Origin of the sequence: Paracoccus panacisoli, from assembly GCF_042435015.1 — a bacterium.
Taxonomy (GTDB): Bacteria; Pseudomonadota; Alphaproteobacteria; order Rhodobacterales; family Rhodobacteraceae; genus Paracoccus; species Paracoccus panacisoli.
Map to the genome: position 1 here is coordinate 35,023 of NZ_JBHMQU010000015.1, position 22,592 is coordinate 57,614.

The 22,592-nt window shown below is 68.7% G+C and carries 21 protein-coding genes and 1 pseudogene; 6 read left to right on the top strand and 16 right to left on the bottom strand.

The features are described from left to right. Window positions 1-322 precede the first annotated feature (322 nt). The 4 genes from ccoP to ccoN all read right to left on the bottom strand — a co-directional run bounded on the left by ccoP (window position 323) and on the right by ccoN (window position 3,999). A complete protein-coding gene (gene ccoP / locus ACFHYO_RS03675; RefSeq protein WP_036731054.1) occupies window positions 323-1,180 on the bottom strand; it encodes a cytochrome-c oxidase, cbb3-type subunit III in 858 nt (285 codons plus the stop codon). A gap of 254 nt (window positions 1,181-1,434) precedes the next feature. Beyond that, window positions 1,435-1,632, bottom strand: a complete 198-nt coding sequence (locus ACFHYO_RS03680; protein WP_036699651.1) for a CcoQ/FixQ family Cbb3-type cytochrome c oxidase assembly chaperone — start codon at window positions 1,630-1,632, stop codon at window positions 1,435-1,437. A gap of 13 nt (window positions 1,633-1,645) precedes the next feature. After that, a complete protein-coding gene (gene ccoO, locus ACFHYO_RS03685; RefSeq protein ID WP_036699648.1) occupies window positions 1,646-2,371 on the bottom strand; it encodes a cytochrome-c oxidase, cbb3-type subunit II in 726 nt (241 codons plus the stop codon). Between the two features lie 11 nt (window positions 2,372-2,382). After that, window positions 2,383-3,999 (bottom strand): cytochrome-c oxidase, cbb3-type subunit I, encoded by a 1,617-nt coding sequence (gene ccoN / locus ACFHYO_RS03690; RefSeq protein ID WP_036707156.1) that lies wholly within the window; start codon window positions 3,997-3,999, stop codon window positions 2,383-2,385. A 178-nt stretch (window positions 4,000-4,177) separates the two neighbouring features. Between ccoN and ACFHYO_RS03695 the strand changes: the two genes are divergently transcribed. After that, window positions 4,178-5,017 carry a universal stress protein gene (locus ACFHYO_RS03695; protein WP_036699642.1) on the top strand — a complete coding sequence of 280 codons (840 nt, stop codon included), beginning with the start codon at window positions 4,178-4,180 and terminating at the stop codon, window positions 5,015-5,017. Between the two features lie 72 nt (window positions 5,018-5,089). Here the strand turns inward: ACFHYO_RS03695 and fnrL are convergent, their stop codons facing one another. Further along, window positions 5,090-5,836 carry a transcriptional regulator FnrL gene (fnrL, locus tag ACFHYO_RS03700; RefSeq protein ID WP_052171611.1) on the bottom strand — a complete coding sequence of 249 codons (747 nt, stop codon included), beginning with the start codon at window positions 5,834-5,836 and terminating at the stop codon, window positions 5,090-5,092. 54 nt (window positions 5,837-5,890) lie between these two features. Here fnrL and hemN point away from each other — a divergent pair, with 54 nt between their 5' ends. Further along, window positions 5,891-7,246, top strand: coding sequence for an oxygen-independent coproporphyrinogen III oxidase (gene hemN / locus ACFHYO_RS03705; RefSeq protein WP_394318468.1), 1,356 nt, complete (start codon window positions 5,891-5,893; stop codon window positions 7,244-7,246). A 135-nt stretch (window positions 7,247-7,381) separates the two neighbouring features. Here hemN and ACFHYO_RS03710 read toward each other — a convergent pair whose 3' ends face one another. Then, complete coding sequence (locus ACFHYO_RS03710; protein ID WP_394318470.1) at window positions 7,382-8,200, bottom strand: sulfotransferase family protein; 819 nt, start codon at window positions 8,198-8,200, stop codon at window positions 7,382-7,384. A gap of 154 nt (window positions 8,201-8,354) precedes the next feature. On the opposite strand from ACFHYO_RS03710, the gene ACFHYO_RS03715 reads away from it, so the two are divergent. Genes ACFHYO_RS03715 through ACFHYO_RS03725 form a run of 3 tightly spaced genes read left to right on the top strand, consistent with a single transcriptional unit; the run spans window position 8,355 to window position 11,350 of the window. Continuing rightward, window positions 8,355-9,932 carry a DUF5928 domain-containing protein gene (locus tag ACFHYO_RS03715; protein WP_394318472.1) on the top strand — a complete coding sequence of 526 codons (1,578 nt, stop codon included), beginning with the start codon at window positions 8,355-8,357 and terminating at the stop codon, window positions 9,930-9,932. 49 nt (window positions 9,933-9,981) lie between these two features. Continuing rightward, window positions 9,982-10,356 carry an HIT domain-containing protein gene (locus ACFHYO_RS03720; protein WP_036707188.1) on the top strand — a complete coding sequence of 125 codons (375 nt, stop codon included), beginning with the start codon at window positions 9,982-9,984 and terminating at the stop codon, window positions 10,354-10,356. Between the two features lie 34 nt (window positions 10,357-10,390). Then, a complete protein-coding gene (locus ACFHYO_RS03725; RefSeq protein ID WP_036699633.1) occupies window positions 10,391-11,350 on the top strand; it encodes a magnesium transporter CorA family protein in 960 nt (319 codons plus the stop codon). Here ACFHYO_RS03725 and ACFHYO_RS03730 read toward each other — a convergent pair. Next, window positions 11,347-12,297 carry an ABC transporter ATP-binding protein gene (locus tag ACFHYO_RS03730; RefSeq protein ID WP_036731024.1) on the bottom strand — a complete coding sequence of 317 codons (951 nt, stop codon included), beginning with the start codon at window positions 12,295-12,297 and terminating at the stop codon, window positions 11,347-11,349. The genes ACFHYO_RS03725 and ACFHYO_RS03730 overlap by 4 nt on opposite strands. A gap of 129 nt (window positions 12,298-12,426) precedes the next feature. Between ACFHYO_RS03730 and ACFHYO_RS03735 the strand changes: the two genes are divergently transcribed. Beyond that, complete coding sequence (locus ACFHYO_RS03735) at window positions 12,427-12,669, top strand: zinc-finger domain-containing protein (RefSeq protein WP_081962491.1); 243 nt, start codon at window positions 12,427-12,429, stop codon at window positions 12,667-12,669. A gap of 10 nt (window positions 12,670-12,679) precedes the next feature. On the opposite strand, the gene ACFHYO_RS03740 is transcribed toward ACFHYO_RS03735, so the two are convergent. From ACFHYO_RS03740 to ACFHYO_RS03780, 9 genes and pseudogenes are all read right to left on the bottom strand, one after another. Further along, window positions 12,680-13,477: a hypothetical protein gene (locus ACFHYO_RS03740; protein ID WP_394318475.1), complete on the bottom strand. Its 798-nt coding sequence runs from the start codon at window positions 13,475-13,477 to the stop codon at window positions 12,680-12,682. Further along, entirely contained in the window at window positions 13,477-15,150 is a 1,674-nt protein-coding gene (locus ACFHYO_RS03745) for a ribonuclease J (RefSeq protein ID WP_036707144.1), read from the bottom strand. The genes ACFHYO_RS03740 and ACFHYO_RS03745 overlap by 1 nt, the downstream gene beginning before the upstream one ends. Continuing rightward, entirely contained in the window at window positions 15,143-15,922 is a 780-nt protein-coding gene (locus ACFHYO_RS03750; protein ID WP_036699624.1) for a type III pantothenate kinase, read from the bottom strand. Before ACFHYO_RS03750 ends, ACFHYO_RS03745 begins: the two co-directional genes overlap by 8 nt. Next, complete coding sequence (locus ACFHYO_RS03755) at window positions 15,922-16,725, bottom strand: biotin--[acetyl-CoA-carboxylase] ligase (protein ID WP_394318477.1); 804 nt, start codon at window positions 16,723-16,725, stop codon at window positions 15,922-15,924. The genes ACFHYO_RS03750 and ACFHYO_RS03755 overlap by 1 nt, the downstream gene beginning before the upstream one ends. Further along, window positions 16,718-18,217 carry an NADH-quinone oxidoreductase subunit NuoN gene (gene nuoN, locus ACFHYO_RS03760; protein ID WP_394318479.1) on the bottom strand — a complete coding sequence of 500 codons (1,500 nt, stop codon included), beginning with the start codon at window positions 18,215-18,217 and terminating at the stop codon, window positions 16,718-16,720. Before nuoN ends, ACFHYO_RS03755 begins: the two co-directional genes overlap by 8 nt. 10 nt (window positions 18,218-18,227) lie before the next feature. After that, window positions 18,228-19,790 (bottom strand): NADH-quinone oxidoreductase subunit M, encoded by a 1,563-nt coding sequence (locus tag ACFHYO_RS03765; protein WP_036731019.1) that lies wholly within the window; start codon window positions 19,788-19,790, stop codon window positions 18,228-18,230. A 1-nt stretch (window position 19,791) separates the two neighbouring features. Further along, window positions 19,792-22,113 carry an NADH-quinone oxidoreductase subunit L gene (gene nuoL / locus ACFHYO_RS03770; RefSeq protein ID WP_394318481.1) on the bottom strand — a complete coding sequence of 774 codons (2,322 nt, stop codon included), beginning with the start codon at window positions 22,111-22,113 and terminating at the stop codon, window positions 19,792-19,794. A gap of 5 nt (window positions 22,114-22,118) precedes the next feature. Then, window positions 22,119-22,424, bottom strand: coding sequence for an NADH-quinone oxidoreductase subunit NuoK (gene nuoK / locus ACFHYO_RS03775; protein ID WP_036699614.1), 306 nt, complete (start codon window positions 22,422-22,424; stop codon window positions 22,119-22,121). A gap of 81 nt (window positions 22,425-22,505) precedes the next feature. Beyond that, window positions 22,506-22,592, bottom strand: a pseudogene (locus ACFHYO_RS03780) (NADH-quinone oxidoreductase subunit J); the annotation flags it as partial.

Consider the following 22,592-nt stretch of genomic DNA (forward strand, 5'->3'; position numbering starts at 1 on the left):
TCGCACATGGGATGCCCGGTCTTCTTGCGCGGCCGCGCGTGGGTGGCGCGGGTCGCGGCAAGTCTGCCATGCGGGCGGTGGTGGGGAAAGCGTTAAAGCGGCGTTTCCGGGGCGGGTGATGGCGCGAGGGTCAGCGAGACGCGCCGCGCTCTGGCCACCGCACCGTAAGGGCAAGGACTTGGCTGAAAACGGTGAGCGACGATCCCGGAGCGACGTTAGTACGCCGTCTCAGGCGGCGAAGGCGACCTCGTGGAAAGAAAAAGACGGCGGCTGCAGGCCGCCGCAGGCAAGGGGGGACCGGCGGGACCGGTCCCCCGAAGGATCACTCGCCGCCGCCGAGGCCGTGGACATAGGCGGCAACCGCCCTGATGTCCGCCTCGCTCAGGCGCTTGGACCAGGCAGGCATCACGCCGAACGGGCCGTCGTGGATGATCCGGCGGATGGTCGCCTCGTCCGGGGCGCCGCCCTTGTTGTAGAGCCACACCGCGTTGGTGAGGTTCGGCGCACCCTGGGCCCGGTCGCCGGTACCGTCCTCGCCGTGGCAGGCGACGCAGTTCTCGGCGAAGACCGGCTGGCCAGCGGTCGCCTTGGCGGCGTCATGCGGCAGGCCGCTCATCGACATGACATAGTTCGTCACGTCGTCGATCTGGGTCGCGTCGAGCAGACCGTCCACACCGAAGCGCGGCATCTCCGAGTAGCGGGTGTCCGGGTCGTCCGGGCTGCGGATGCCGTGCAGGATCGTCGTGTGGATGTCGTCGATCGTGCCGCCCCACAGCCAGTCGTCGTCCACCAGCGAGGGATAGCCGTTCGCGCCGGCGCCGCCGGCCTGGTGGCACTGGACGCACCAGGTGCTGAAGACCGCGCGACCGGCGTTGTTGGTGTAGTTCACCAGCTCGGGGTCGTTGCGGATCTCGGCCAGATCGACCGAGGCCAGCTTCTGCTGGATCGGCGCGTTGGCGTCGGCGAAGCGCTGGATGTCGACCGCCACCTCGTCGCGCGGTGTGGTGCCGATGAAGCCCTGGGTCGAGCCGTTGATCAGCGGGATCGCCGGATAGGCCAGCACATAGCCCACCGCCCAGATGATCGTGGCGTAGAAGGTCCAGAGCCACCAGCGCGGCAGCGGGTTGTCGTATTCCTCGATCCCGTCCCAGCTGTGGCCGGTGGACTGGACCTCGACCACGTTCTTGCCGACGCGGCGGCGCTGGGTGTTGCGGGCCTGCGGCCGCGCCCCGGGCTTCGCGCCGACGATCGTCTCGGGGGCGTTTTCGAGGATCTGCTGCGCGTTCTCGGCGTCGGCCGCACGGCGGTCCACCGAGATGCGGTTGTCGGGGTTGGCCGGGCTCTCGTGCGCGTCGGACGCATCGGCGCCGACGTTGCGGGCCACCTGCTCGTCGCGCGGGGTCGGCTTGGGGGTGTCGTCAGTCGGATCGGCCATCACTTGACCTCCTTGCTGCCCGGTTCGGGGTCCGTCGCGGGTCTCGTCTCGTTTCGAAAGATGCTCTCGGCGGCGTCCTGCTGGACCTTGCGCGACCCGGGCCTGAAGGCGAACAGGATCACCCCCAGGAAGATCAGGGTCAGGACCAGCAGGACCCAGCTGTCGGCGAGGTGGCGCAGGAAGGAATAGCGCTCCATCCCGTGCGCCCCGTCAGCGATGCCGCTCGGGCTGGAAGGTCGAGAAGTCGACCATCGTGCCCAGCACCTGCAGATAGGCGATCAGCGCGTCCATCTCGGACACCCCCGCCTGGCGGTCGAAGTTCCGCTGCTGGGCGCCGGGGTAGCGCGCCTGCAGCCCCGAGGCGTCCGCGTTCGGGTCCGCCTGCGCCAGCCAGTCGGCGCGCGCCTCGGCCAGCATCTCGTCGCTGTAGGGCACGCCCACGCGGCGGTCGGCGGTGATCCGGGCGTCGATGTGGGTCGGCTCGATCAGCCGCTGCCGCAGGAAGCCGTACGAGGGCATGATCGATTCCGGCACCACCGCCTGCGGGTGGGTCAGGTGGTCGATGTGCCATTCGTCCGAATAGCGCCCGCCCACCCGGGCCAGGTCCGGCCCGGTCCGCTTGGAGCCCCACTGGAAGGGGTGGTCGTACATCGACTCGGCCGCGAGGCTGTAGTGGCCGTAACGCTCGACCTCGTCGCGCATCGGGCGGATCATCTGGCTGTGGCAGACGTAGCAGCCCTCGCGGACGTAGATGTCGCGCCCGGTCAGCTCGAGCGGGGTGTAGGGACGCACCCCCTCGACCTTCTCGATGGTGTTCTCGAGGTAGAACAGCGGCGTGAGCTGGACGATCCCGCCGATGGTGACGATCAGGAACGAGAACACCAGAAGCAGCGTCGCGTTCTTCTCGAGGATCTTGTGGTGGTCAAGGATTGCCATCGGTCAGATCCTCATTCGGCCGGCACGGCGACGCGGGTGTCCGCGACGCGGGGCTGGCGGGCCACGGTGGCCCACAGGTTGTAGCACATGATGATCGCACCGCTGAGGAAGAACACCCCGCCCAGCGTCCGCACCACCAGCATCGGGTACTTGGCGACCACGGTGTCGGCGAAGGCGTTGACCAGGAAGCCCTGGCTGTCAACCTCGCGCCACATCAGGCCTTCCATGATGCCAGAGACCCACATCGAGGACGCGTAGAGCACCAGGCCGATGGTCGCGAGCCAGAAGTGCCACGACACCAGCGTGTTGGAATAGAGCCGCTCACGCCCCCAGAGCCGCGGGGTCAGGTAGTAGAGCGCCCCGAAGGTGATCATCCCGTTCCAGCCGAGCGCACCCGAGTGGACGTGACCGATGGTCCAGTCCGTGTAGTGCGACAGCGAGTTCACGGCCTTGATCGACATCATCGGCCCTTCGAAGGTCGCCATCCCGTAGAAGCCCACGGCGACGACCATCATCCGGATGATGGGGTCGGTGCGCAGCTTGTCCCAGGCGCCCGACAGGGTCATCAGGCCATTGATCATGCCGCCCCACGAGGGCATCCACAGCATCACCGAGAACACCATCCCGAGGGTCGAGGCCCACTGCGGCAGCGCGGTGTAGTGCAGGTGGTGCGGACCGGCCCAGATGTACATGAAGATCAGGGCCCAAAAGTGGATGATCGACAGCTTGTAGCTGTAGACCGGACGCTCGGCCTGCTTCGGAATGAAGTAGTACATCATCCCGAGGAAGCCCGCGGTCAGGAAGAAGCCCACCGCGTTGTGGCCGTACCACCACTGCGTCATCGCGTCCTGCACGCCCGAGAAGAGCTGCACCGACTTCGACCCGAAGACCGAGACCGGCAGCGACAGGTTATTGACCACGTGCAGCATCGCGATGGTCACGATGAAGGACAGGTAGAACCAGTTGGCGACGTAGATGTGCGGCTCGCGCCGCTTCATAATCGTGCCCAGGTAGACGGCGAGGTAGACGACCCAGACGGTGGTCAGCCACCAGTCCACGTACCATTCGGGCTCGGCGTATTCCTTGGACTGGGTGGCGCCGAGGATATAGCCGGTCGCGGCGAGCACGATCATCAGCTGGTAGCCCCAGAACACGAACCAGGCCGCGTTTCCGCCCCACAGCCGCGTCGCGCAGGACCGCTGGACGACGTAGAACGACGTGCAGATCAGCGCGTTGCCCCCGAAGGCGAAGATCACCGCGCTGGTGTGCAGCGGGCGCAGCTTGCCGAAGTTCAGGTAGCCGTGGGCCAGATCCGAAAGGTTCAGCGACGGCCACGCCAGCTGGGCGGCGATCACCACGCCGACCAGGAAGCCGATGACCCCCCAGAAGGCGGTGGCGATCACGCCGGCCCGGATCACGCCATCCATATACTCGGATTCGATCCCCACGCGGCTGGCCGCGCGGCGCGGATCGTCCATGCTGCGCAGCTGCCACAGGAAGGTGAGGCCTGCAGCCAGCATCACCGTCAGCGCGTTCACCATATAGGCCAGATCATGCGCGTAGTTGGCGCCTATCGCGGCGAACACCGCGATGACGCCAAGCACGATCAGCTTGATGACATCCCACATTGTCGTCTTGTCCCTTGTCCCTGTGCGGTTTTGACCGAATCGCGCAACTTCGCGATCGGTCTTTCCCGCCGTGGCACCGTGTCTATGGGCCATAGGTTGACCAAACATTGATCTGGGTCAACAAATCGCGGGCGTTCCGCGGCGTATGGTCGCTGTGGATGACCTCAGGAGCACAGGCATGGGCTACAAGACCATTCTCACCGTCGTCACCCGGCAGGGGCAGACCGCGCAACTCGAGGCCGCGATCGCGCTGGCGCGGCGCGAGGACGCCCATCTCGACGTGTTCTGCCTGGGCGTCGATCACACCCAGACCGGCTACTACTACGCCGGCGCCTCGGCCTATGTCTTCCAGGAGGCGATCGACCGGGCCATGGCCTCGGCCGAGGCGCTCGAGACCGAGGTCAAGGCGCAGCTCGCGCCCGAAGACATCCGCTGGTCCACCGAAAGCGCCGTGGCGCAGATGGGCGGCGTCTCGGCGCTGATCGCGCAGCGGGCGCGGTTCTCGGACCTCGTGGTGCTGAGCCAGCCCTACGGCGAGGGCGCGGCGCCCGACGCCGAGGCGGTGCTCGAGGCGGCGCTCTTCGAGGGCAGCTGCCCGGTGCTGGTGCTGCCGCACGGGTTCACCGACGTGGCGGGGCTGGGCCGGCGGGTGCTGATCGCCTGGAACCAGTCCGACGAGGCGCTGGTCGCGGTGCGCCGCGCGATGCCGATCCTGCGCGCGGCGGAAGCGGTCGAGATCGCGGTCGTGGACCCCTCGCCGCACTCGCCCGAGGGCTCAGACCCGGGGGGCGCGCTGTGCCAGAAGCTGACCCGGCACGGGGTCAAGGCCGACATCGCGGTGCTGGCCAAGACGCTGCCCACGGTCAGCGAGGTGCTGAACCGCCGCGCCGCCGAGACCGGCGCCGACCTCGTGGTGATGGGCGCCTACAGCCACTCGCGGCTGCGCGAGGCGATCCTCGGCGGGGCCACCCGACACATGCTCGAGCGGGCGCCGCTGCCGATCCTGATGGCACGCTGAGGGGTCAGTCGGCGGTCACTGGCGGGCCGGGGGACCGGCTCGCCCCCCCCTGCCCCGCCGCCCTCACGCGGGTCAGCAGGGCAGGCCGCCGTCCGAATCGTCGCCGCTTTCGGCCGCAAGGCGGTGAAAGTCGGGGATCACCACCCGGCGGCTGCCCTCGAGCGCAATGACGCCCTCGCGCCGCAGGGCCGAGATCTGCCGGCTCACCGTCTCAAGCGTCAGCCCGAGATAGTCGGCCATCGCCTCGCGCCCCAGCGGCAGGTCGACCACCGTGCCGCCGGTCGGCAGGCTCTGGCGCAGCACCGCCTCGCGCCGGGCGAGGATGGTGAGAAACGAGGCGATCTTCTCGCGCGCCGACTTGCGTCCCAGCAGCAGCAGCCAGTCCCGCGCCGCGTCGAGTTCGTCGAGCGTCATGTCGAGCAGCCGCGCCGCCACCCGGGGGCTCGAGTGCAGCAGCCCCTCGAACGGCCGGCGCCGGAAGCAGCAAAGCAGCAGTTCGGAGAGTGCCGTCACGTCATAGGGCGAGCGGTCGCGGCCGGGCCGGCCGAGGAAATCCGACGGCAGCAGCAGGCCCACCATCTGGGTGCGGCCGTCCTCCATCGTCTGGCTGAGGCCGGCCACGCCCGAGACGACCGAGGCCACGAAGTCCATCCGCTCGCCGGCCAGCCCGATCACCTGCCCCGCCTCGTAGCGGCGATAGTACTTGCTGCCCTCGAGCGCGGTCAGTTCCGACGGCTCGCAGGTCGCGCAGACCGCCCGATAGCGGATCGGGCAATCCTCGCAGGGAACCTGCAGCGGGTGGCAGCCCGCGGGTGATATGGACTTGACCTGTGTCAATGCTGGCCTGTGTGATGCTTGTATCTGACTAGGCGCATGGAACAGGAATCGCAACTCACCCGGCTGGGACTGTTTGACGCGCGCGTGCCGCGCTATACGTCCTATCCCACCGCGCCGCATTTCAAGCCCACGATCGGGGCCGGGGACTTCACCCGCTGGGTCGAGGCGATCCCGCCCGGCGCGGCGATCTCGCTTTACATGCACGTCCCGTTCTGCCGCCGGCTGTGCTGGTTCTGCGCCTGCCGGACGCAGGGCACGCAGTCGGACGCCCCGGTGCGCGCCTATGCCGACGTGCTGATTCAGGAGCTTGCGCTGCTCAAGGCGCATCTCGCGCCCGGCGTGACGCTGTCACGGTTGCACTGGGGCGGGGGCACGCCGACGCTGATGCCGCCGGACATGATGCGGCGCGTGGCGGGGGCGGTGTTCGACGCCTTCCCGCTGGCGCCGGGGGCCGAGTTCTCGGTCGAGATCGATCCCAACGAGATCGACGAGGCGCGCATGGACGCGCTGGCCGAGGCGGGGCTGACCCGCGCCTCGATCGGCATCCAGGACTTCGACCCGGCGATCCAGGCCACCATCGGCCGCGACCAGAGCTTCGAGGTCACCGCCGAGGCGGTCCGCATGATCCGCGCCCGGGGGATCGAGAGCCTGAACGCCGATATCCTCTACGGCCTGCCCCACCAGACCCCGCAACGGATCGCGGATTCGATCCAGAAGCTGATGGCGCTCTCGCCGGACCGGATCGCGCTCTACGGCTATGCCCATGTGCCGTGGATGGCCAAGCGGCAGGTGATGATCCCGGACGCGGCGCTGCCCGACCCGCAGGCGCGGCTGGCGCTGTTCGAGGTGGCCCGGCGGCTGCTGGTCGCGGACGGCTATGACGAGATCGGCATAGACCACTTCGCCCGCCCCGGCGACGGGCTGGCGGTCGCGCAGCGGGCGGGGATGCTCAGGCGCAACTTCCAGGGCTACACCGACGATCAGGCGACGGCGCTGGTGGGGATGGGCGCCTCGTCCATCTCGCGCTTCCCGCAGGGCTACGCGCAGAACGCGCCCGCGACCGGTGCCCACGTCAAGGCCATCCGCGAGGGGCGGTTCTCGACCACCCGCGGCCATGCGTTCACCCCCGAGGACATCTGGCGCGCCCGCATGATCGAGGCGCTGATGTGCGACTTCGAGATCCGCGCCGACGAGTTCATCCGCGACCACGGCTTCACGGCCCCCCGCCTCGCGGCGCTGTTCGCCCCGATCAAGGCGCAGTTCGGCGAGATGGTGACGGTGAATGCCGCCGGGCTGTCGATCCCCTTCGAGGGGCGCCCGCTCACCCGGATGATCGCCCGGATGCTCGACGGCTACGAGATGGAGGCCAAGGGCCACAGCCCGGCGATCTGAGCGGGTCGTCGGTGCCGGACCGGGGCGCTGCCCCGGACCCCGGGATATTTGGGTCCAGCCCGAGGTGGGGCGGGCCGGGCGACGCGAGCCCTGCGGCTTCGTTCTGGCCCAGATACGCCCGCCGGAGGCGGCTGCTCAGCGGCCGAGCTTGGCGTGCACCTCGTCCAGATCGACCTCGCCCTTCGGCAGCTTGTTGTCGGGGTCGTCGAAGTCGTAGCGGAAGAGCTGGAAGTCTTTCTTGTAGATCTCCCACACGAGGTGCCGCGACAGGTCGTCGAAGTAGTCGCTGACCTTGTGCAGCCGCTTCGGCCCGTGCCCCTCGCTCTCGTTGAAGCGCGGCACCGTGGTCACGTCGAGCTTCACCGGCGTGTCGGCGGCGTCGAGCACCCGCTGCATCCCCTCGTTGAACTTCTCGGTGAAGAAGATCTGGTCGTAGCGCCCGCCGTTCACGATGAAGGTGGCGATGTGGCCGGACATGGCCGACCAGTGGATGTCCGGCTCCATCGGGCGGCGCCAGCGGATGGTGTCGCGGGCGAAGAGCAGGAAGCGGCGGAAGCTCGCGATCTGGTCGAAGGCGAAGTCGTTCTCGGGCGAGCCGACGTCGACGCCGTAGCGCTGCATGAGCTGCGGGATCAGGTTGCCGCGGTAGCGCTTGCCGTTGCGCTGGATGCCGGCGATCTTGTCGAAGAACGACGACAGCACCCGCGCATAGGGGTTGCGCACGCAGGTGAAGCTGACCGGCTTGCGCGCCGTGACCGCGCGCTCGATCGGCTCATGGCTGTGGTCCTGGTTCCACTTGTGCAGGCCGGTGGTGGAATCGTGGATGTCACCGTCGAAGTAGCGGCCGTGGTCCGAGTAGAACATGATCTGCCCGATGGTCGAGCAGGCGCATTTCGGCACCACGCGATAGGCGATGCTCTCGCTTTCGGTCATCCACGTTCCGGGGAAACCCATGACGCATGTTCCTTTCCGCCGCGGCTTTCGGCCGGGTTGCCCAAGCCCATAAAATCGTTATGGACGCAAAGCAACGCGCCCGTTGGCAATTTCCTGTCCGAGCCGCCGCGCCGGGTCCGAAAGGGCGGCGCGGCGTCGGTTTGAGTCGAGTTCCATGGCCCGCATCGCCTTTATCCTGCTCTGCCACAAGGACCCCAAGGGGGTCATTGCGCAGGCCCGGCGGCTGACCGGCTCGGGCGACTATGTCTCGATCCATTTCGACGCCCGCGCCAGCGCCGCGGATTTCGACCTGATCCGTACGGCGCTGGCCGACAACCCCGGCGTGACCTTCGCGGCACGGCGGCTGAAATGCGGCTGGGGCGAGTGGTCGCTGGTCGCAGCCACGCTCGAGGCGGTGCGCGCCGCGGTCGCGGCGTTCCCCGCCGCCACGCATTTCTACATGCTCTCGGGCGACTGCATGCCGGTCAAGTCGGCGGCCTATGCCCACGACTACCTCGACGCCCACGACCTCGACTACATCGAGAGTTTCGACTTCTTCGCCAGCGACTGGATCAAGACCGGCTTCAAGGAAGAGCGGCTGATCTATCGGCATTTCTTCAACGAGCGCACGCAGGCGCGGCTGTTCTACGGCAGCTACGAGCTGCAGCGCCGGCTTGGCCTGACCCGGCCGGTGCCCGCCGACCTGCAGGTGATGATCGGCTCGCAATGGTGGTGCCTCAGGCGGCAGACGATCGAGAAGGTGCTCGCCTTCTGCGACGAACGCCGCGACGTGATGCGGTTCTTCGCCACGACCTGGATCCCGGACGAGACGTTCTTCCAGACCGTGGTGCCGCACGTGGTCGCCCGGCGCGAGATCCGGTCGCGGACGCTCACCTTCCTGATGTTCACCGACTACGGGATGCCGGTCACCTTCTACAACGACCACTACGACCTGCTGCTCGGGCAGGACTTCCTCTTCGCCCGCAAGATCAGCCCCGAGGCCATCGACCTGCGCGAGCGGCTGGGCGCGCTGTGGCAGGCGCCCGACCTCGACTTCCCGATCTCGAACGAGGCGGCCGGCCTCTACCGCTTCCTCACCCAGCGCGGCCGGGTCGGTCGCCGCATGGGCCAGCGCTTCTGGGAGGCCGAGGGCAGCCTCGGCCGCGGGCGCACGCTGCTGCTGATCGTCTGCAAGAAATGGCACGTCGCCAAGCGGCTGACCGACGCCATCCGCACCCACACCGAGATCCCCGCCGTCAACTACCTCTTCAACGAGACCGACGCCGCCCTGCCCGACATGGGCGGGATCGAGACGACCGTGGACAAGCGCCAGCGTCACCGGCGGGCGCTGGTGCGGATGCTCTTCGACCAGTTCGAGGCGAAGAAGCTCGCCATCTGCCTAGACCCCTCGGCGCTGGGGCTGATCCAGGATTTCGTCGAGGACAAGGCCGACACCCGCGTCCTGCTGATCGATTCGGACTTTGACGACGACTATGTGCGCGGCCACATCGCGCGCGTGGGGCTGGCCGGGCCGAACAGCCCGCCAGGGTTCGTCGGCCACCTGATAGGTGCGGTGCGCAGCGATCTCGAGCACGAGACCGAGCGGCTGCGCGACCTCGACCTAGAGGGGTTCGAGGTGATCGCGGCCCGCCATGACCCGGACCGCGATGCCGCGGCCCTCGCGCGGTTCCTCGGCGTCGAGCCCGAGCTTGCCTTGACGCTGGCCCGCACGGATCATCTGTTCGACGACTGAGACGATGCCCGCCGAGGGCCCCGACACGACGCCCAGGAAGGACCGCCCGATGACCTATGACGACAGCAACATCTTCGCCCGCATGCTGCGCGGCGAGATCCCGAACGACACCGTGGCCGAGAACGCCCACGCGCTCGCCTTCCGCGACATCCGGCCGCAGGCGCCGGTGCACATCCTCGTCATCCCGCGCGGCCGCTACGTCAGCTACGACGACTTCGCCGCCAACGCCTCGGACGACGAGATCGTCGGCTTCAACCGGCTGGTGGCCGAGGTGGCGCGGGCCGAGGGGCTGAGCCTCGCGGACGGCGGCGACGGCTTCCGCGCCATCACCAACGCCGGCGCGCATGGCGTGCAGGAGGTGCCGCATTTCCACCTGCACCTGCTCGGCGGCCGGCCGATGGGCCGGATGGTGTCGCGCGACTGAGCGCTGAGCGTCACGGTCCCCGGCAGGTCGCCCCATGCTCCACGCCTTCGCACCGCATCTGGGCGGCCTCGCCCCCCTGCCCCCGGGCGAGCAGATCGCCCGCGCCCGCTGGGTCGATCTCTACCGCCCCCTCGACGCGCAGGTGCGGCAGGTCAAGGCGCTCGGCATCGACGTGCCGACCCTTGAGGACATGGAGGAGATCGAGATCTCGAACCGCCTCTACCGCGAGGGGGACGCGATCTACATGACCGCCGTGCTGCCGGGTGAGTTGCCCGACGGCAAGCCCGTGGCGATGCCGGTGACCTTCATCCTGTCGCCCGACCGGCTGGTGACCGTCCGCCACCACGCACCGCGGCCCTTCACCACCTTTCCGACCCGGGCCGAGCGCTCGGCCTCGGGCGTCGGCAGCCCCGACCGCATCTTCCTTGGCCTGATGGAGGAGATCGTCGCCCGCCTCGCCGACATCCTCGAGGGGGTGGGCCGGGTACTCGACCAGACCGGGGCGCTGGTCTTCGACAGCAACGCCAACGCCCGCGACGCCGAGCTGCGCGCCGCCCTGCTCAGGATCGGCGGCCAGTCCGAGCTGATGGCGCGGGTCCGGCTCGGGCTTCTGTCGGTCGAGCGGGTGCTGAGCTTCTACACCAGCTGGACCGAGGCGCACCCGGACGCCGACCGGCTGCGGGCGCTGGCGAAGTCGATCAACCGCGACGTCCAGGCGCTCGAGGTGCACGCCGATTTCCTCGGCACCCGGCTGGGGATGACCGTGGACGCGACGCTGGGCCTCATCAACCTGCAGCAGAACAACACTGTGCGGGTGCTGTCGGTGGTCGCGGCGCTGTTCCTGCCGCCGACGATGATCGCCTCGATCTACGGGATGAACTTCGACGTGATGCCGGAACTGCACTGGCGCTACGGCTACCCGATGGCGCTGGCCGCGATGGTGCTGTCGGCGCTGCTGATCTATCTGCTTGCGCGCTGGAAGCGCTGGCTCTAGCGGCCGCCGGTGAGCGACAGGAACACGTCCTGCAGGTCCGGCTGCTCGGTCGAGAGGTCCGCCATCGGCACCCCGCCCGCGCGCAGCGCATCGACGATTTGCTCGGCCGGCACCCGCTCGGGCGCGTAGCTGAGCGCCAGCCGCCCGTCGGCGCGGCGCTCGGCCGCGACCCCCTCGGGCAGCGGCGGCAGGGCGCCGGCCCACGGCCCGGGGTCCACCACCAGCGTCTTGGTCTCGGCCCGGGCGAGCAGGCGCTCGGTGCGGTCCTGGATGATCTTCTGCCCGCGGTCGATGATGGCGATCTCGTCGCACATCGCCTGCGCCTCTTCGAGGTAATGCGTGGTCAGGATCACCGTCATCCCCTGCGCATTGAGGCGGCGGACGTTTTCCCACAGCATCTCGCGCAGCGCGATGTCCACGCCCGCGGTCGGCTCGTCGAGGACGAGGATGCGCGGGCGGTGGACCAGCGCCTTGGCCAGAAGCAGCCGCCGCTTCATCCCGCCCGAAAGCTGGCGGGTGTAGCTTTCCGCCTGCGCGGTCAGCCCGACCAGCGCCAGGATCTCGTCGGTCCAGCGGTCGGCCTTCGGCACGCCGTAAAGCCCCGCCTGCACCTCGAGGCTGGCGCGCGGGGTGAAGAACGGGTCGATGTTGAGTTCCTGCGGCATCACCCCGATGGCCGCGCGCGACTGGCGCGGGTTCACGTCCTGGTCGAAGCCCCAGATCTCGACCTGCCCTGCGGATTTGTTCACCAGCCCGGCGAGGATGTTGATCAGCGTCGATTTCCCCGCCCCGTTCGGCCCCAGAAGCCCGAAGATCGAGCCGCGCGGGATGGTCAGGTCGACGCCCTTCAGCGCCTCTTTCGCGGGGACGCGGCCGACCGCGGCATAGGTCTTGCGCAGGCCCGTCAGGCGGATCGCAGGCGCGGCAGAGGGGTCGGGATCGGGCATCGGGCGGTCCGCCTGTGGCTGGGCGACACCCCCGCCCCGCGAACCGCGACGGGTTGCGGCCGGGGATGGGGCGGCTAGAATGGCCGGGCCGTTAAACCGGCGTTTCACCGCCAGCACAAGAGAGCCTCGATGCGCGCGCCCCAGACCGAAAACCCGCTCTCCACCGATCAGGACACCGCCCTGCCGCTGCATCCGGCGCCCGTGACCGAGGTGGTGGCGGCGTGGAAGGTGGCCTGTTCGGGCGACGAGGCACTGGGGCTCGGGCATCCGCGGGTGTGGCTGTCGATTGCCGAGCCGACCGGCTGGGTGGACTGCCCCTATTGCGACAAGCGCTTCGTGATCGACCGCGCCCACGCGCAGGCCGGCCACTGAGGCGCGGCGCCTAGCGCCGGACCCGCGCCTGCCGGGCCATGACCAGCGCCAGCGCCGGGGCATACATCAGCACGCCATAGAGCGCCGCCGCCAGCGGCGCGGCGCTCAGGCCCCCGGCGAGGCCGGCAAGCATCGGCACGGCCACGTTCCGCATCGGCAGCAGCAGCGCCGCCGTCACCGGCACACCGTCGCCACCGGCGACGGGGGCGAGACCCCGACCGACGGCATGGCCCAGCACGGTCAGCGCCCCCGCAAGCATCAGCACCGCCCCGGCCAGCGGCCAGATCGTCGCCCCCGCCCGGCCGAGGATCAGCCCGGCCAGCACCATCGCGGCCAGCGCCAGCCCCGCGACGATCGGCGCCAACCGCTGGACGCCGGGCGAGACCCGCAGACGCAGCGCCCGCCCCAGCCACATCGGCAATGCGGCGGCCAGCAGCAGCGGCAGCACCACCGAGCCCGTCGCGCCCAACAGCACCGCCACCACCGCCACGACGGCGACGGCAGCGAGTGCCCCCACCGCCATGACGCCGTTCGCCAGCACGATCCGCCCGCCGGCCAGCGCCACCAGCGGATTGACCGCCACGGTCGCCGGCGAGGCGCCGAGCAGCGCAAGCGCCGCAGTCTCGGCCGGGGTCATCGCCAGCAGCCAGCCGATCCCCCAGCCAAGCAGCGCCCCGCCAAGGATCTGCAGCCCCGCCAGCACCAGCGCGCCCGGCGCAGGACCACCCGCCCCCTCGCGCGCGGGAACCGTCGCCAATCCCGCAGCCAGGCAGACGATCGCGCAGCCGAGGGCGGCCGCCAGCAGCATCACTCGGCAGCCAGCCGCGAGATGACGATCTTGACCTCGGGCTTCTTGCCGATCTCCTCCATCGTCGCCTGGCGGACGATGCGCCGCAGCCCCTCGTCCAGTTTCTTGTCGTCGGTGGCGGTGGTCTGGTCGACCCGCTCGAGATACTCGCCGAGCTCGCTCTCCACATGGCGGGCAAGCGGCACGCCCGCGCGGCCCTGCGCGGCCAAACCCATCGTCTCGACCCAGGCATCGGGCAGCGGCTCGTCGTTCTCGTCGATGATGACCGAGACCGTCGCGTGGCCGTTCAGCGCCATGCGGATGCGGTCGCGCACGACGCCGTCCATCGCCCCGATCAGCACCGTCCCGTCGAGGTAGATGCGGCCCGTCGGCACATCATCCACCTGCCGCAGCGTGTCGCCCGACAGGTCCATCATCATCCCGTTGGTGACGATCTCGGACGCCATGCCCTTGGCCCGGCCGAGGTTCATGTGCTCGCGCAGATGCATGTGCTCGCCGTGCATCGGGATCAGCATCTGCGGCTTCAATAGGTCATGGATCGCCTCGAGGTCGGGGCGGTTGGCGTGGCCCGAGACGTGATACATCCCGTCGTCGGGGTCATAGACATCGACCCCCAGCCGGCTGAGGTTGTTCATGATGCGGATCACCGGGCGCTCGTTGCCGGGGATCGTGCGGCTCGAGAACAGGAAGCTGTCCCCTTCCTTGAGCTGGATGCCGAGATACTTGCCCATCGAGAGCTGCATCGAGGCTGCGCGCCGCTCACCCTGGCTGCCGGTGACGATCAGCATCACCTTGTTGCGCGGCAGGTCGGCGGCCTCGTCCGGGCCGATGACCTTGGGGAAGTCCTTGAGCACCCCGGTCTCGATCGCCGCCGTCACCATCTTGCGCATGGCCCGGCCCAGCAGGCAGACCTTGCGTCCCGAGGCGACGCCGGCCTCGGCCAGCGTCTTCAGCCGCGCGACGTTCGAGGCGAAGGTCGTGGCCACCACCATCTGCTTCTGCGCCATGACGAAGTCGAGCAGCGGGTTCGCCAGCAGTGCCTCGGACCGGCCGGGGTTGGGGCTGAACACATTGGTGGAATCGCAGGCGAGCGCCTTGATCGGCTGTTCCTGCGCGATGTCGTGCCAGAGGATCGGGTCGAACGCCTCGCCCACCACGGGCGTCCCGTCGAGCTTGAAGTCGCCGGTGTGCGCCACCCGCCCGGCGGGCGTGTCGATGATCAGCGCGGCGCTTTCCGGGATCGAGTGGCTGACCGGCACGAACTGGACCTTGAAGGGTCCGACCTCGACCACCTCGGGGCGCGGGGCCACGATGCGCAGCCGGTCGGTCGGCTGGCCGGCCTCTTCCAGCTTCATCCGGGCCAGCGTGCCGGTGAACTTGCGCGCATAGACCGGCACCCGCAGGCGGCTGTAGAGCAGCCCCAGCGCGCCCACGTGATCCTCGTGCGCGTGGGTGATGAACACCCCCTCCAGCCGGTCGCGGTTGTCCTCGAGCCAGCGCAGGTCCGGCATGATGAGGTCGATGCCCGGCGCGCTGTCCATGTCGCCGAAGGTCACGCCGAGGTCGACGAGGATCAGCCGCTCGCGCCCCGCCGGGCCGTAGCCGTAGACATAGGCGTTCATGCCGATTTCGCCCGCGCCGCCCAGCGGCAGATAGATCAGGCGCTCAGACATTGCCCGCCTCCCTGTTGTAATCGTGGATGAGCCGCAGCCCGTGCATGGTCAGATCGTCGTCCCAGCTGTCGAACAGGTCCTGGGTCTGGTCGAACAACGCAGCCAAGCCTCCGGTTGCGATGATCTTCATCTTCCGGCCGCGCTCGGCAGCGATGCGCTGGCAGATCTCGCGGACGAGTCCGACATAGCCCCAGAACACACCCGACTGGATGCAGGCAACCGTATTCGTGCCGATGACCTGCGCGGGCTTGGTGATATCGACGTGCGGCAGCGAGGCCGCGCCCATGTGCAGCGCCTCGAGCGACAGGTTCACGCCCGGCGCGATCACCCCGCCCACATAGGCCCCGTCCGTGTCCACCACGTCGAAGGTCGTGGCGGTGCCGAAGTCCACCACCGTCAGATCGGGGCCGTAGCGGTCGAACGCGGCCCAGGTGTTCACGATCCGGTCAGGGCCGACCACAGCCCCCGGGTCCACCCGCGGCGGCGCCGGCAGCAGCGTGTCGGGCTTGCCCACCACCAGCGGGCGGGTGTCGAAGTATCGGTTGCAGAGCACCCGCAGGTTGAACACCACCCGCGGCACGGTCGAAGAAATGATGCAGTGGTCGATCGTCACCTCGAGCCCGTGCAGCGAGATGAGCGAGCGCAGCCAGACGAAATACTCGTCCGCGGTGCGACGGTGGTCGGTGGCGATGCGCCACTGGCTCAGGAACCGCGCGCCGTCCCAGATGGCGAAGACGGTGTTGGTGTTGCCGGTGTCGATGCAGAGCAGCATCAGGGGGCCTCGTGGAAATAGATGTCGGCGGCGGGGATCACCTCACGGCCCTGCGCGGTGATGAGGATCAGCGCGCCGGTGGCGTCGATCCCCTCGAAGGTGCCGGTGCGGCTGTGGCTGCCGGTGCGGGCGGTGATGGTCTGGCCCAGCCGCGCGGCCCGGGCGAGCCAGGCCGTGCGGATCGGGGCGAAACCCCAGGTGGTGAGCTGGGCCTGCCAGCGGGCGAAGGCCGGGGCGAGAAGGTCGAGGAACTCGGTCGGGGCGAGGGCGTGGCCGGTCGCCTCGCACACCGAGACGGCGGGGGTGGCCTCGGGCTCGAGCGTGTCGGCCGGGGGGGCGGCGGCGAGGTTGACGCCGATCCCGACGGCGAGCGCGCTGACCTGCCCGCCCTGCCCCGCGCTTTCCAGCAGGATGCCCGCGACCTTGCCGCCGTTCAGCAGCACGTCGTTCGGCCATTTGATCGCCAGCCGCGCCGTGGGACCGCAGACCAGCGCCAGCGCCTCGTGCAAAGCGAGCACGGCGACGAAGCTGTAGAGCGAGGCCTCGGCCGGCCCGCCCGCCGGGCGCAGCACCAGCGTAGCGGCGAAGTTGCCGGCGGGCATCTGCCAGACCCGCCCGCGTCGTCCCCGCCCGGCGAACTGGTCCAGCGTCAGCACCCAGGCCGGGCCCGAGAGTGCGGGGGCCAGCCGCAGCGCCTCGGCGTTGGTGCTGGCGCAGCGCGGCAGGATGTGGCGGCCGACGCCCTCGGGCCAGCCGTCAGCGGCGGCGGAGGGGTCCGCCGCGGACCGTGCGGGGTCAGTCAACGGGGCGGGTGGCCACCGCCACAGGCTCCGCCACCGCGGCCTGCGCCACGACCAGCGACGCCGCCGCCCGCTCGGCGGCCCGGTCGGCCCCGAACATCGTGAAGGCCCCGATCACCATCGCCGCCGCTGCGCCGACCAGCGCCAACCAGGTGGCCGCGCCGCCGTGCATCTGCACCGGCTCGTCGCGCTCGGCGCCGAAGTAGAGGTAATAGGCCATGCGCAGGTAGTAGAAGGCCCCGATCACCGAGGCGATCACGCCCAGCACCGCAAGCCAGCCCATGCCCGCATCCACCGCGGCCTTGAGCACCCCGAACTTGGCGAAGAAGCCCAGCATCGGCGGCACCCCGGCGAGGCTGAAGAGCAGCACCAGCATGGCCAGCGCCCTGAGCGGCTCGGTCCGCGCCAGCAGGTTCAGGTCGTCCAGCGCGGTGACCGGACGCCCCCCACGCTCCATCGACAGGATGAAGGCGAAGGTGCCGACGTTCATCACGACATAGATCGCCATGTACATCAGCATCGCCTGAACCCCGTAGACGGTCCCGGCGGCGAGGCCGATGAGCGCAAAGCCCATGTGCGCGATCGAGGAATAAGCCATCAGCCGCTTGATGTCAAGCTGCCCGATGCCGGCGATCGAGCCGAGAAACATCGACAGGAGCGCGAGCACCGCGATGATCTGCCCCCAGTCGCCCGGCACCTGCCCGAACGCGCCCCACATCAGCCGCGCGATCAGCGCCATCGCGGCGACCTTGGGCGCGGTGGCGAAGAAGGCGGTGATCGGCGTCGGAGAGCCCTCGTAGACGTCAGGCGTCCACATGTGGAACGGCACCGCCGAGACCTTGAAGGCCAGCCCGACAAGCAGGAACACCATCCCGAACAGAAGCCCCATCGGCAGCTGCTCGGCGGTGACCGCCTGCATCACCCCGGCGAGGTTGGTGGTCCCGGCAAAGCCGTAGACCAGCGAGATCCCGTAGAGCAGCATCCCCGAGCTGAGCGAGCCGAGGACGAAATACTTGAGCCCGGCTTCCGACGAACGCACGCTGTCGCGCCGCATGGCGGCCACGACATAGAGCGCCAGCGACTGCAGTTCGAGCCCCATGTAGAGCGTCAGCAGGTCGCCGGCCGAGACCATGACCATCATGCCGACGACGGCGAGCACGATCAGGATCGGCAGCTCGAACCTCAGCAGCCCCTGCCGGTCGAGATAGCCCGCGCTCATCGCCAGCACCGCGGCCGCGGCGGCCAGCGCCGTGACCTTGGCGAAGCGCGCGAAGGCGTCGTCGATGAACATCCCCCAGAAGGACTGCCCGTCCACGCGGTCGCCCCAGCCCACGAACAGCGCCGCCAGCAGCAGTGCTGCGACCGAGAGCCACAGCACCGTCCCGGCCAGCCGGTCCTTGCCGAAGAACGCCCCCAGCATCAGCGCGGCCATGGCGAACAGCGCCAGCGCGATCTCGGGCAGGATGAGCGAGAAGTTCATGTCGATTGCGGTCATCGCGGCCCCCTCAGTGGCTTGCCGCGGGCGCAGCGGCGACATCGGTGGTCGCGGGGGCTGCGGGCAGGCTGGCGTGGTAATCATGCACGAGCGCGGCGACGGCCGGGCCGGTGATGTCGGTGACGGCGCGCGGATAGACCCCGAGCAGCAGCGTCATGGCGATCAGCGGGACGAAGATCCAGCGCTCGCGCGGGGTCATGTCGGTGATGGTGCGCAGGCTCTCCTTCACCAGCGCGCCCAGCGTCACCCGGCGGTAGAGCCAGAGCGCATAGGCGGCCGACAGGATCACCCCGGTGGTGGCGACCAGCGCCACCCAGGTGTTGACCTGGAACACGCCGAGCAGGGTCAGGAACTCACCCACGAAGCCCGAGGTGCCCGGCAGGCCCACGTTCGCCATGGTGAAGAACATGAAGATCAGCGCGTAGATCGGCATCCGGTTCACGAGACCGCCGTAAGCGTCGATCTCACGCGTGTGCATCCGGTCGTAGATCACGCCGACGAGCAGGAACAGCGCGCCCGAGACGAAGCCGTGCGACAGCATCTGGAAGATGGCGCCCTCGACCCCGACCTGGTTGGCCGCGAAGGTGCCGAGCGTGACATAGCCCATGTGCGCGACCGACGAATAGGCGATCAGCTTCTTCATGTCGGACTGCGCCAGCGCGACGAGGCTGGTGTAGACGATGGCGATGGCCGAGAGCCAGAACACCGCGGGCTGGGCGATGGCCGAGGCCTCGGGGAACATCGGCAGCGAGAAGCGCAGGAAGCCGTAGCCGCCCATCTTCAGAAGCACCGCCGCCAGCAGGACCGAGGCCGCGGTCGGCGCCTGCACGTGGGCGTCGGGCAACCAGGTGTGGACCGGCCACATCGGCATCTTGACCGCGAAGCTGGCGAAGAACGCGAGGAACAGCAGCATCTGCGTCCCGCCCAGCAGCGTGGTACCGAACACCGGGATCGGCGTCGACGGGAAGTCGAAGCCCATCAGCGTCGGAATGTCGGTGGTGCCGGCCATGTTGTACATCGACACCATCGCCACCAGCATCAGCACCGAGCCGAGGAAGGTGTAGAGGAAGAACTTGAAGGCCGCGTAGATGCGGTCCTTGCCGCCCCAGATCCCGATGATCAGGAACATCGGGATCAGCCCGGCCTCGAAGAACAGGTAGAACAGCACCAAGTCCAGCGCGACGAACACACCGATCATCAGCCCCTCGAGCACGAGGAAGGCGATCATGTAGTCCTTGGTGCGGTCCGTCACCTCCCACGTCGAGAGGATGACGAGCGGCATCAGGAACGTCGTCAGCATGACGAACAGGATCGAGATGCCGTCGACGCCCAGCTTGTAGCGCAGCCCCATGATCCAGGGCTGGTCCTCGACGAACTGGAAGCCGGTGTTCTGCGGGTCGAAGCCGGCGAGCACGAGGCAGCTGACCGCAAAGGTCGCCACGGTGGCGACCAGCGCCAGCCAGCGGGCGTTGCTGGCCGCGGCCGCGTCGTTGCCGCGCAGGAACACGGCCATGATCAGCGCCGCGACGATGGGCAGGAAGGTGATGATGGAAAGCAGCGGATAGGTCGTCATCTCAGTTCACGCTCCGCGCCATCACCCAGATCAGCAGGCCGACGAGGCCCAGGACCATGCCGAAGGCATAGTGGAACAGGTAGCCGGACTGCACCCGGCCGGCAAAGTGGGTCAGCCGCGGGATCAGCCCCATGGCGAGCCCGTTGATCGCCCCGTCGATGGTCCGCCCGTCCCCGCCCGTCCAGAGCGCGCGGCCGAGCCAGCGCGCCGGCCGGACGAAGAGGAAGTCGTAGATCTCGTCGAAATACCACTTGTTGAGCAGGAAGCGGTACAGCGGCCGCTGCATCGCGCCCAGCTGCGCCGCCGAGCCGGGGTGGCGGATGTACATCATCCACGCCAGCGCCAGACCCGCCAGCATGGCGAAGAACGGCGCCACCTTGACCCAGACCGGCGAATGGTGCGCCTCGTCGAGGACGTGGTTGTCGGGGTGCATGTAGATCGCCCCGCCCACCGGCGCCGGAACGGCGGTGTTGACCGTGCCCGCGGGCTGGTCGGCCGCTGCGCCCTCGAGGGCGGCCGCGGCGCCCTCGGCCGGGGCGGCGTGGACCGGGGCGGCGTGGGCCGTCTCGGCCGGCGCCGTCGCGTGGTCGGCCGGGTCGGTGGCGACAGGGGCGGCGTGGTCGGCCGCGGCAATCTCGTGCCCGCCGTGGCCCATGTGGAAGAACTCGGCCACCCGCTCGTGGCTGCCGAAGAACGGCGCGTACCAGACCATCCCCGAGAAGATCGCACCCACCGCCAGCGCCGCCAGCGGGATCAGCATCACCGGCGGGCTTTCATGCGCGTGCTCATAGGCGTGCAGGCCGCCGTGGTGGCCGTGATCGTCATGGGCGCCGTGCGCGGCATGGTCGCCATGCGCGTCATGAGTCGCGTGAGCCCCATGGCCGTGACCGGCGGCGAGACCGTGCGGCTGCACCTCCTCCTCGGCCTTGATCTCGGCGTCCCACACCTGCTGCGGCCGCGGCGCGCCCCAGAAGGTCAGGAACATCAGCCGCCAGGAATAGAAGCTGGTGAACAGCGCCGCGATCACCAGCAGCCAGAACGCATAGGCGTGGCCCGAGGCAAAGGCGCTTTCGATCACCGCGTCCTTGGACAGGTAGCCGGCGAAGCCGATGGTGGTCAGCGGGATGCCGACCCCGGTGATCGCCAGCGTCCCGATCAGCATCGCCCAGAAGGTATAGGGGATCTTCTTGCGCAGCCCGCCGTAGTTCCGCAGGTCCTGCTCATGGTGCATCGCATGGATCACCGAACCGGCGCCGAGGAACAGCATCGCCTTGAAGAAGGCGTGGGTCAGCAGGTGGAACATGGCGACCGAATAGACGCCGACGCCCGCGGCCACGAACATGTAGCCGAGCTGCGAGCAGGTCGAATAGGCGATCACCCGCTTGATGTCGTTCTGAACGAGACCCACGGTCGCGGCAAAGAACGCCGTCGCCGCGCCGATCAACACGATGAAGTTCTTGGCGTCCGGCGCGAATTCATAGAGCGGCGACATCCGGCAGACGAGGAACACGCCCGCCGTCACCATGGTCGCCGCGTGGATCAGCGCCGAGACCGGGGTCGGGCCCTCCATCGCGTCCGGTAGCCAGGTGTGCAGGCCGAGCTGCGCCGACTTGCCCATCGCGCCGATGAACAGCAGCACGCCGATCAGGTTGGCTGCGTTCCACTCGGTCCACAGGAACGGCACCTGCGTCTGCGCGATCTGCGGGACTTGGGCGAAGATCTCGTCGAAGCGGATCGTGCCGGTCAGCCAGTAGATGGCGAAGATGCCGAGCAGGAAGCCGAAGTCGCCGACGCGGTTGACGATGAACGCCTTCATCGCCGCGGCGTTGGCGCTGGGTTTCTTGTAGTAGAAGCCGATCAGCAGATACGAGGCGACGCCCACGCCCTCCCACCCGAAGAACATCTGCAGGAGGTTGTCGGCCGTCACCAGCATAAGCATGGCGAAGGTGAAGAACGACAGATAGGCGAAGAACCGCGCCTTGTAGGGCTCGTCCTCGGTCCAGTTGTCGTCATGGGCCATGTAGCCCATCGAGTAGAGGTGGACGAGCGCCGAGACCGTCGTCACGACGATCAGCATGATCGCCGTCAGCCGGTCGATCCTGAGCGCCCATTCGGCGTGGAAGTCACCCGAGACGATCCAGTCCATGACCGGGATGTGGCGCGGGGTGCCGTCGAAGCCGAGAAAGACGATCCAGGACAGCGCGCAGGCGACGAACAGCACCGCGGTGGTCAGGACCTGCGCGCCCTTTTCCGACATCACGCGCCAGCCGAAGCCGGCGATGATCGAGGCTGCGAGCGGGCCGAAGACGATGAACTTTTCCAATTGTCTCAGCCCTTCATCACGTTGACGTCTTCGACCTCGATGGTGCCGCGGTTGCGGAAGAACACCACGAGGATGGCCAGGCCGATCGCCGCCTCGGCCGCAGCCACCGTCAGCACGAACATGGTGAACACCTGCCCGCCGAGGTCGCCCAGATGGGTCGAGAAGGCGACGAAGTTGATGTTCACGGCCAGCAGGATCAGCTCGATCGACATCAGGATGACGATGACGTTCTTGCGGTTGACGAAGATGCCGAAGACGCCGGTGACGAACAGGATCGCCCCTACGACAAGGTAATGTGTCAAACCGATCATTCGCTTCGTCCCTCTCCGGTTCGTGGCCCGGTTGTCGTCTTGGTCCGGCGCCCCGCGGCGCCGAAAGTCATCGAAGTCTGCTCAGAGCCCCTGCCCCGGCTTCGGGTTGGTCATCCGCATCGCCTTCTTCGGATCGCGCCACATCTGCTGCAGCACGTCCTGGCGCTT

Bases quoted from the DNA above. Each gene is read 5' to 3' on its own strand.
- ACFHYO_RS03735 (WP_081962491.1), top strand. From the start codon at position 12,427: ATGCGCGCGCCCCAGACCGAAAACCCGCTCTCCACCGATCAGGACACC.
- ACFHYO_RS03695 (WP_036699642.1), top strand. From the start codon at position 4,178: ATGGGCTACAAGACCATTCTCACCGTCGTCACCCGGCAGGGGCAGACC.
- ACFHYO_RS03730 (WP_036731024.1), bottom strand. From the start codon at position 12,297: ATGCCCGATCCCGACCCCTCTGCCGCGCCTGCGATCCGCCTGACGGGC.
- nuoK (WP_036699614.1), bottom strand. From the start codon at position 22,424: ATGATCGGTTTGACACATTACCTTGTCGTAGGGGCGATCCTGTTCGTC.
- hemN (WP_394318468.1), top strand. From the start codon at position 5,891: ATGGAACAGGAATCGCAACTCACCCGGCTGGGACTGTTTGACGCGCGC.
- ACFHYO_RS03745 (WP_036707144.1), bottom strand. From the start codon at position 15,150: ATGTCTGAGCGCCTGATCTATCTGCCGCTGGGCGGCGCGGGCGAAATC.
- ccoN (WP_036707156.1), bottom strand. From the start codon at position 3,999: ATGTGGGATGTCATCAAGCTGATCGTGCTTGGCGTCATCGCGGTGTTC.
- ACFHYO_RS03715 (WP_394318472.1), top strand. From the start codon at position 8,355: ATGGCCCGCATCGCCTTTATCCTGCTCTGCCACAAGGACCCCAAGGGG.
- ACFHYO_RS03750 (WP_036699624.1), bottom strand. From the start codon at position 15,922: ATGCTGCTCTGCATCGACACCGGCAACACCAACACCGTCTTCGCCATC.
- ACFHYO_RS03740 (WP_394318475.1), bottom strand. From the start codon at position 13,477: ATGCTGCTGGCGGCCGCCCTCGGCTGCGCGATCGTCTGCCTGGCTGCG.
- ACFHYO_RS03680 (WP_036699651.1), bottom strand. From the start codon at position 1,632: ATGGAGCGCTATTCCTTCCTGCGCCACCTCGCCGACAGCTGGGTCCTG.
- ACFHYO_RS03765 (WP_036731019.1), bottom strand. From the start codon at position 19,790: ATGACGACCTATCCGCTGCTTTCCATCATCACCTTCCTGCCCATCGTC.
- ACFHYO_RS03710 (WP_394318470.1), bottom strand. From the start codon at position 8,200: ATGGGTTTCCCCGGAACGTGGATGACCGAAAGCGAGAGCATCGCCTAT.
- ACFHYO_RS03725 (WP_036699633.1), top strand. From the start codon at position 10,391: ATGCTCCACGCCTTCGCACCGCATCTGGGCGGCCTCGCCCCCCTGCCC.
- ACFHYO_RS03720 (WP_036707188.1), top strand. From the start codon at position 9,982: ATGACCTATGACGACAGCAACATCTTCGCCCGCATGCTGCGCGGCGAG.
- nuoN (WP_394318479.1), bottom strand. From the start codon at position 18,217: ATGACCGCAATCGACATGAACTTCTCGCTCATCCTGCCCGAGATCGCG.
- ccoO (WP_036699648.1), bottom strand. From the start codon at position 2,371: ATGGCAATCCTTGACCACCACAAGATCCTCGAGAAGAACGCGACGCTG.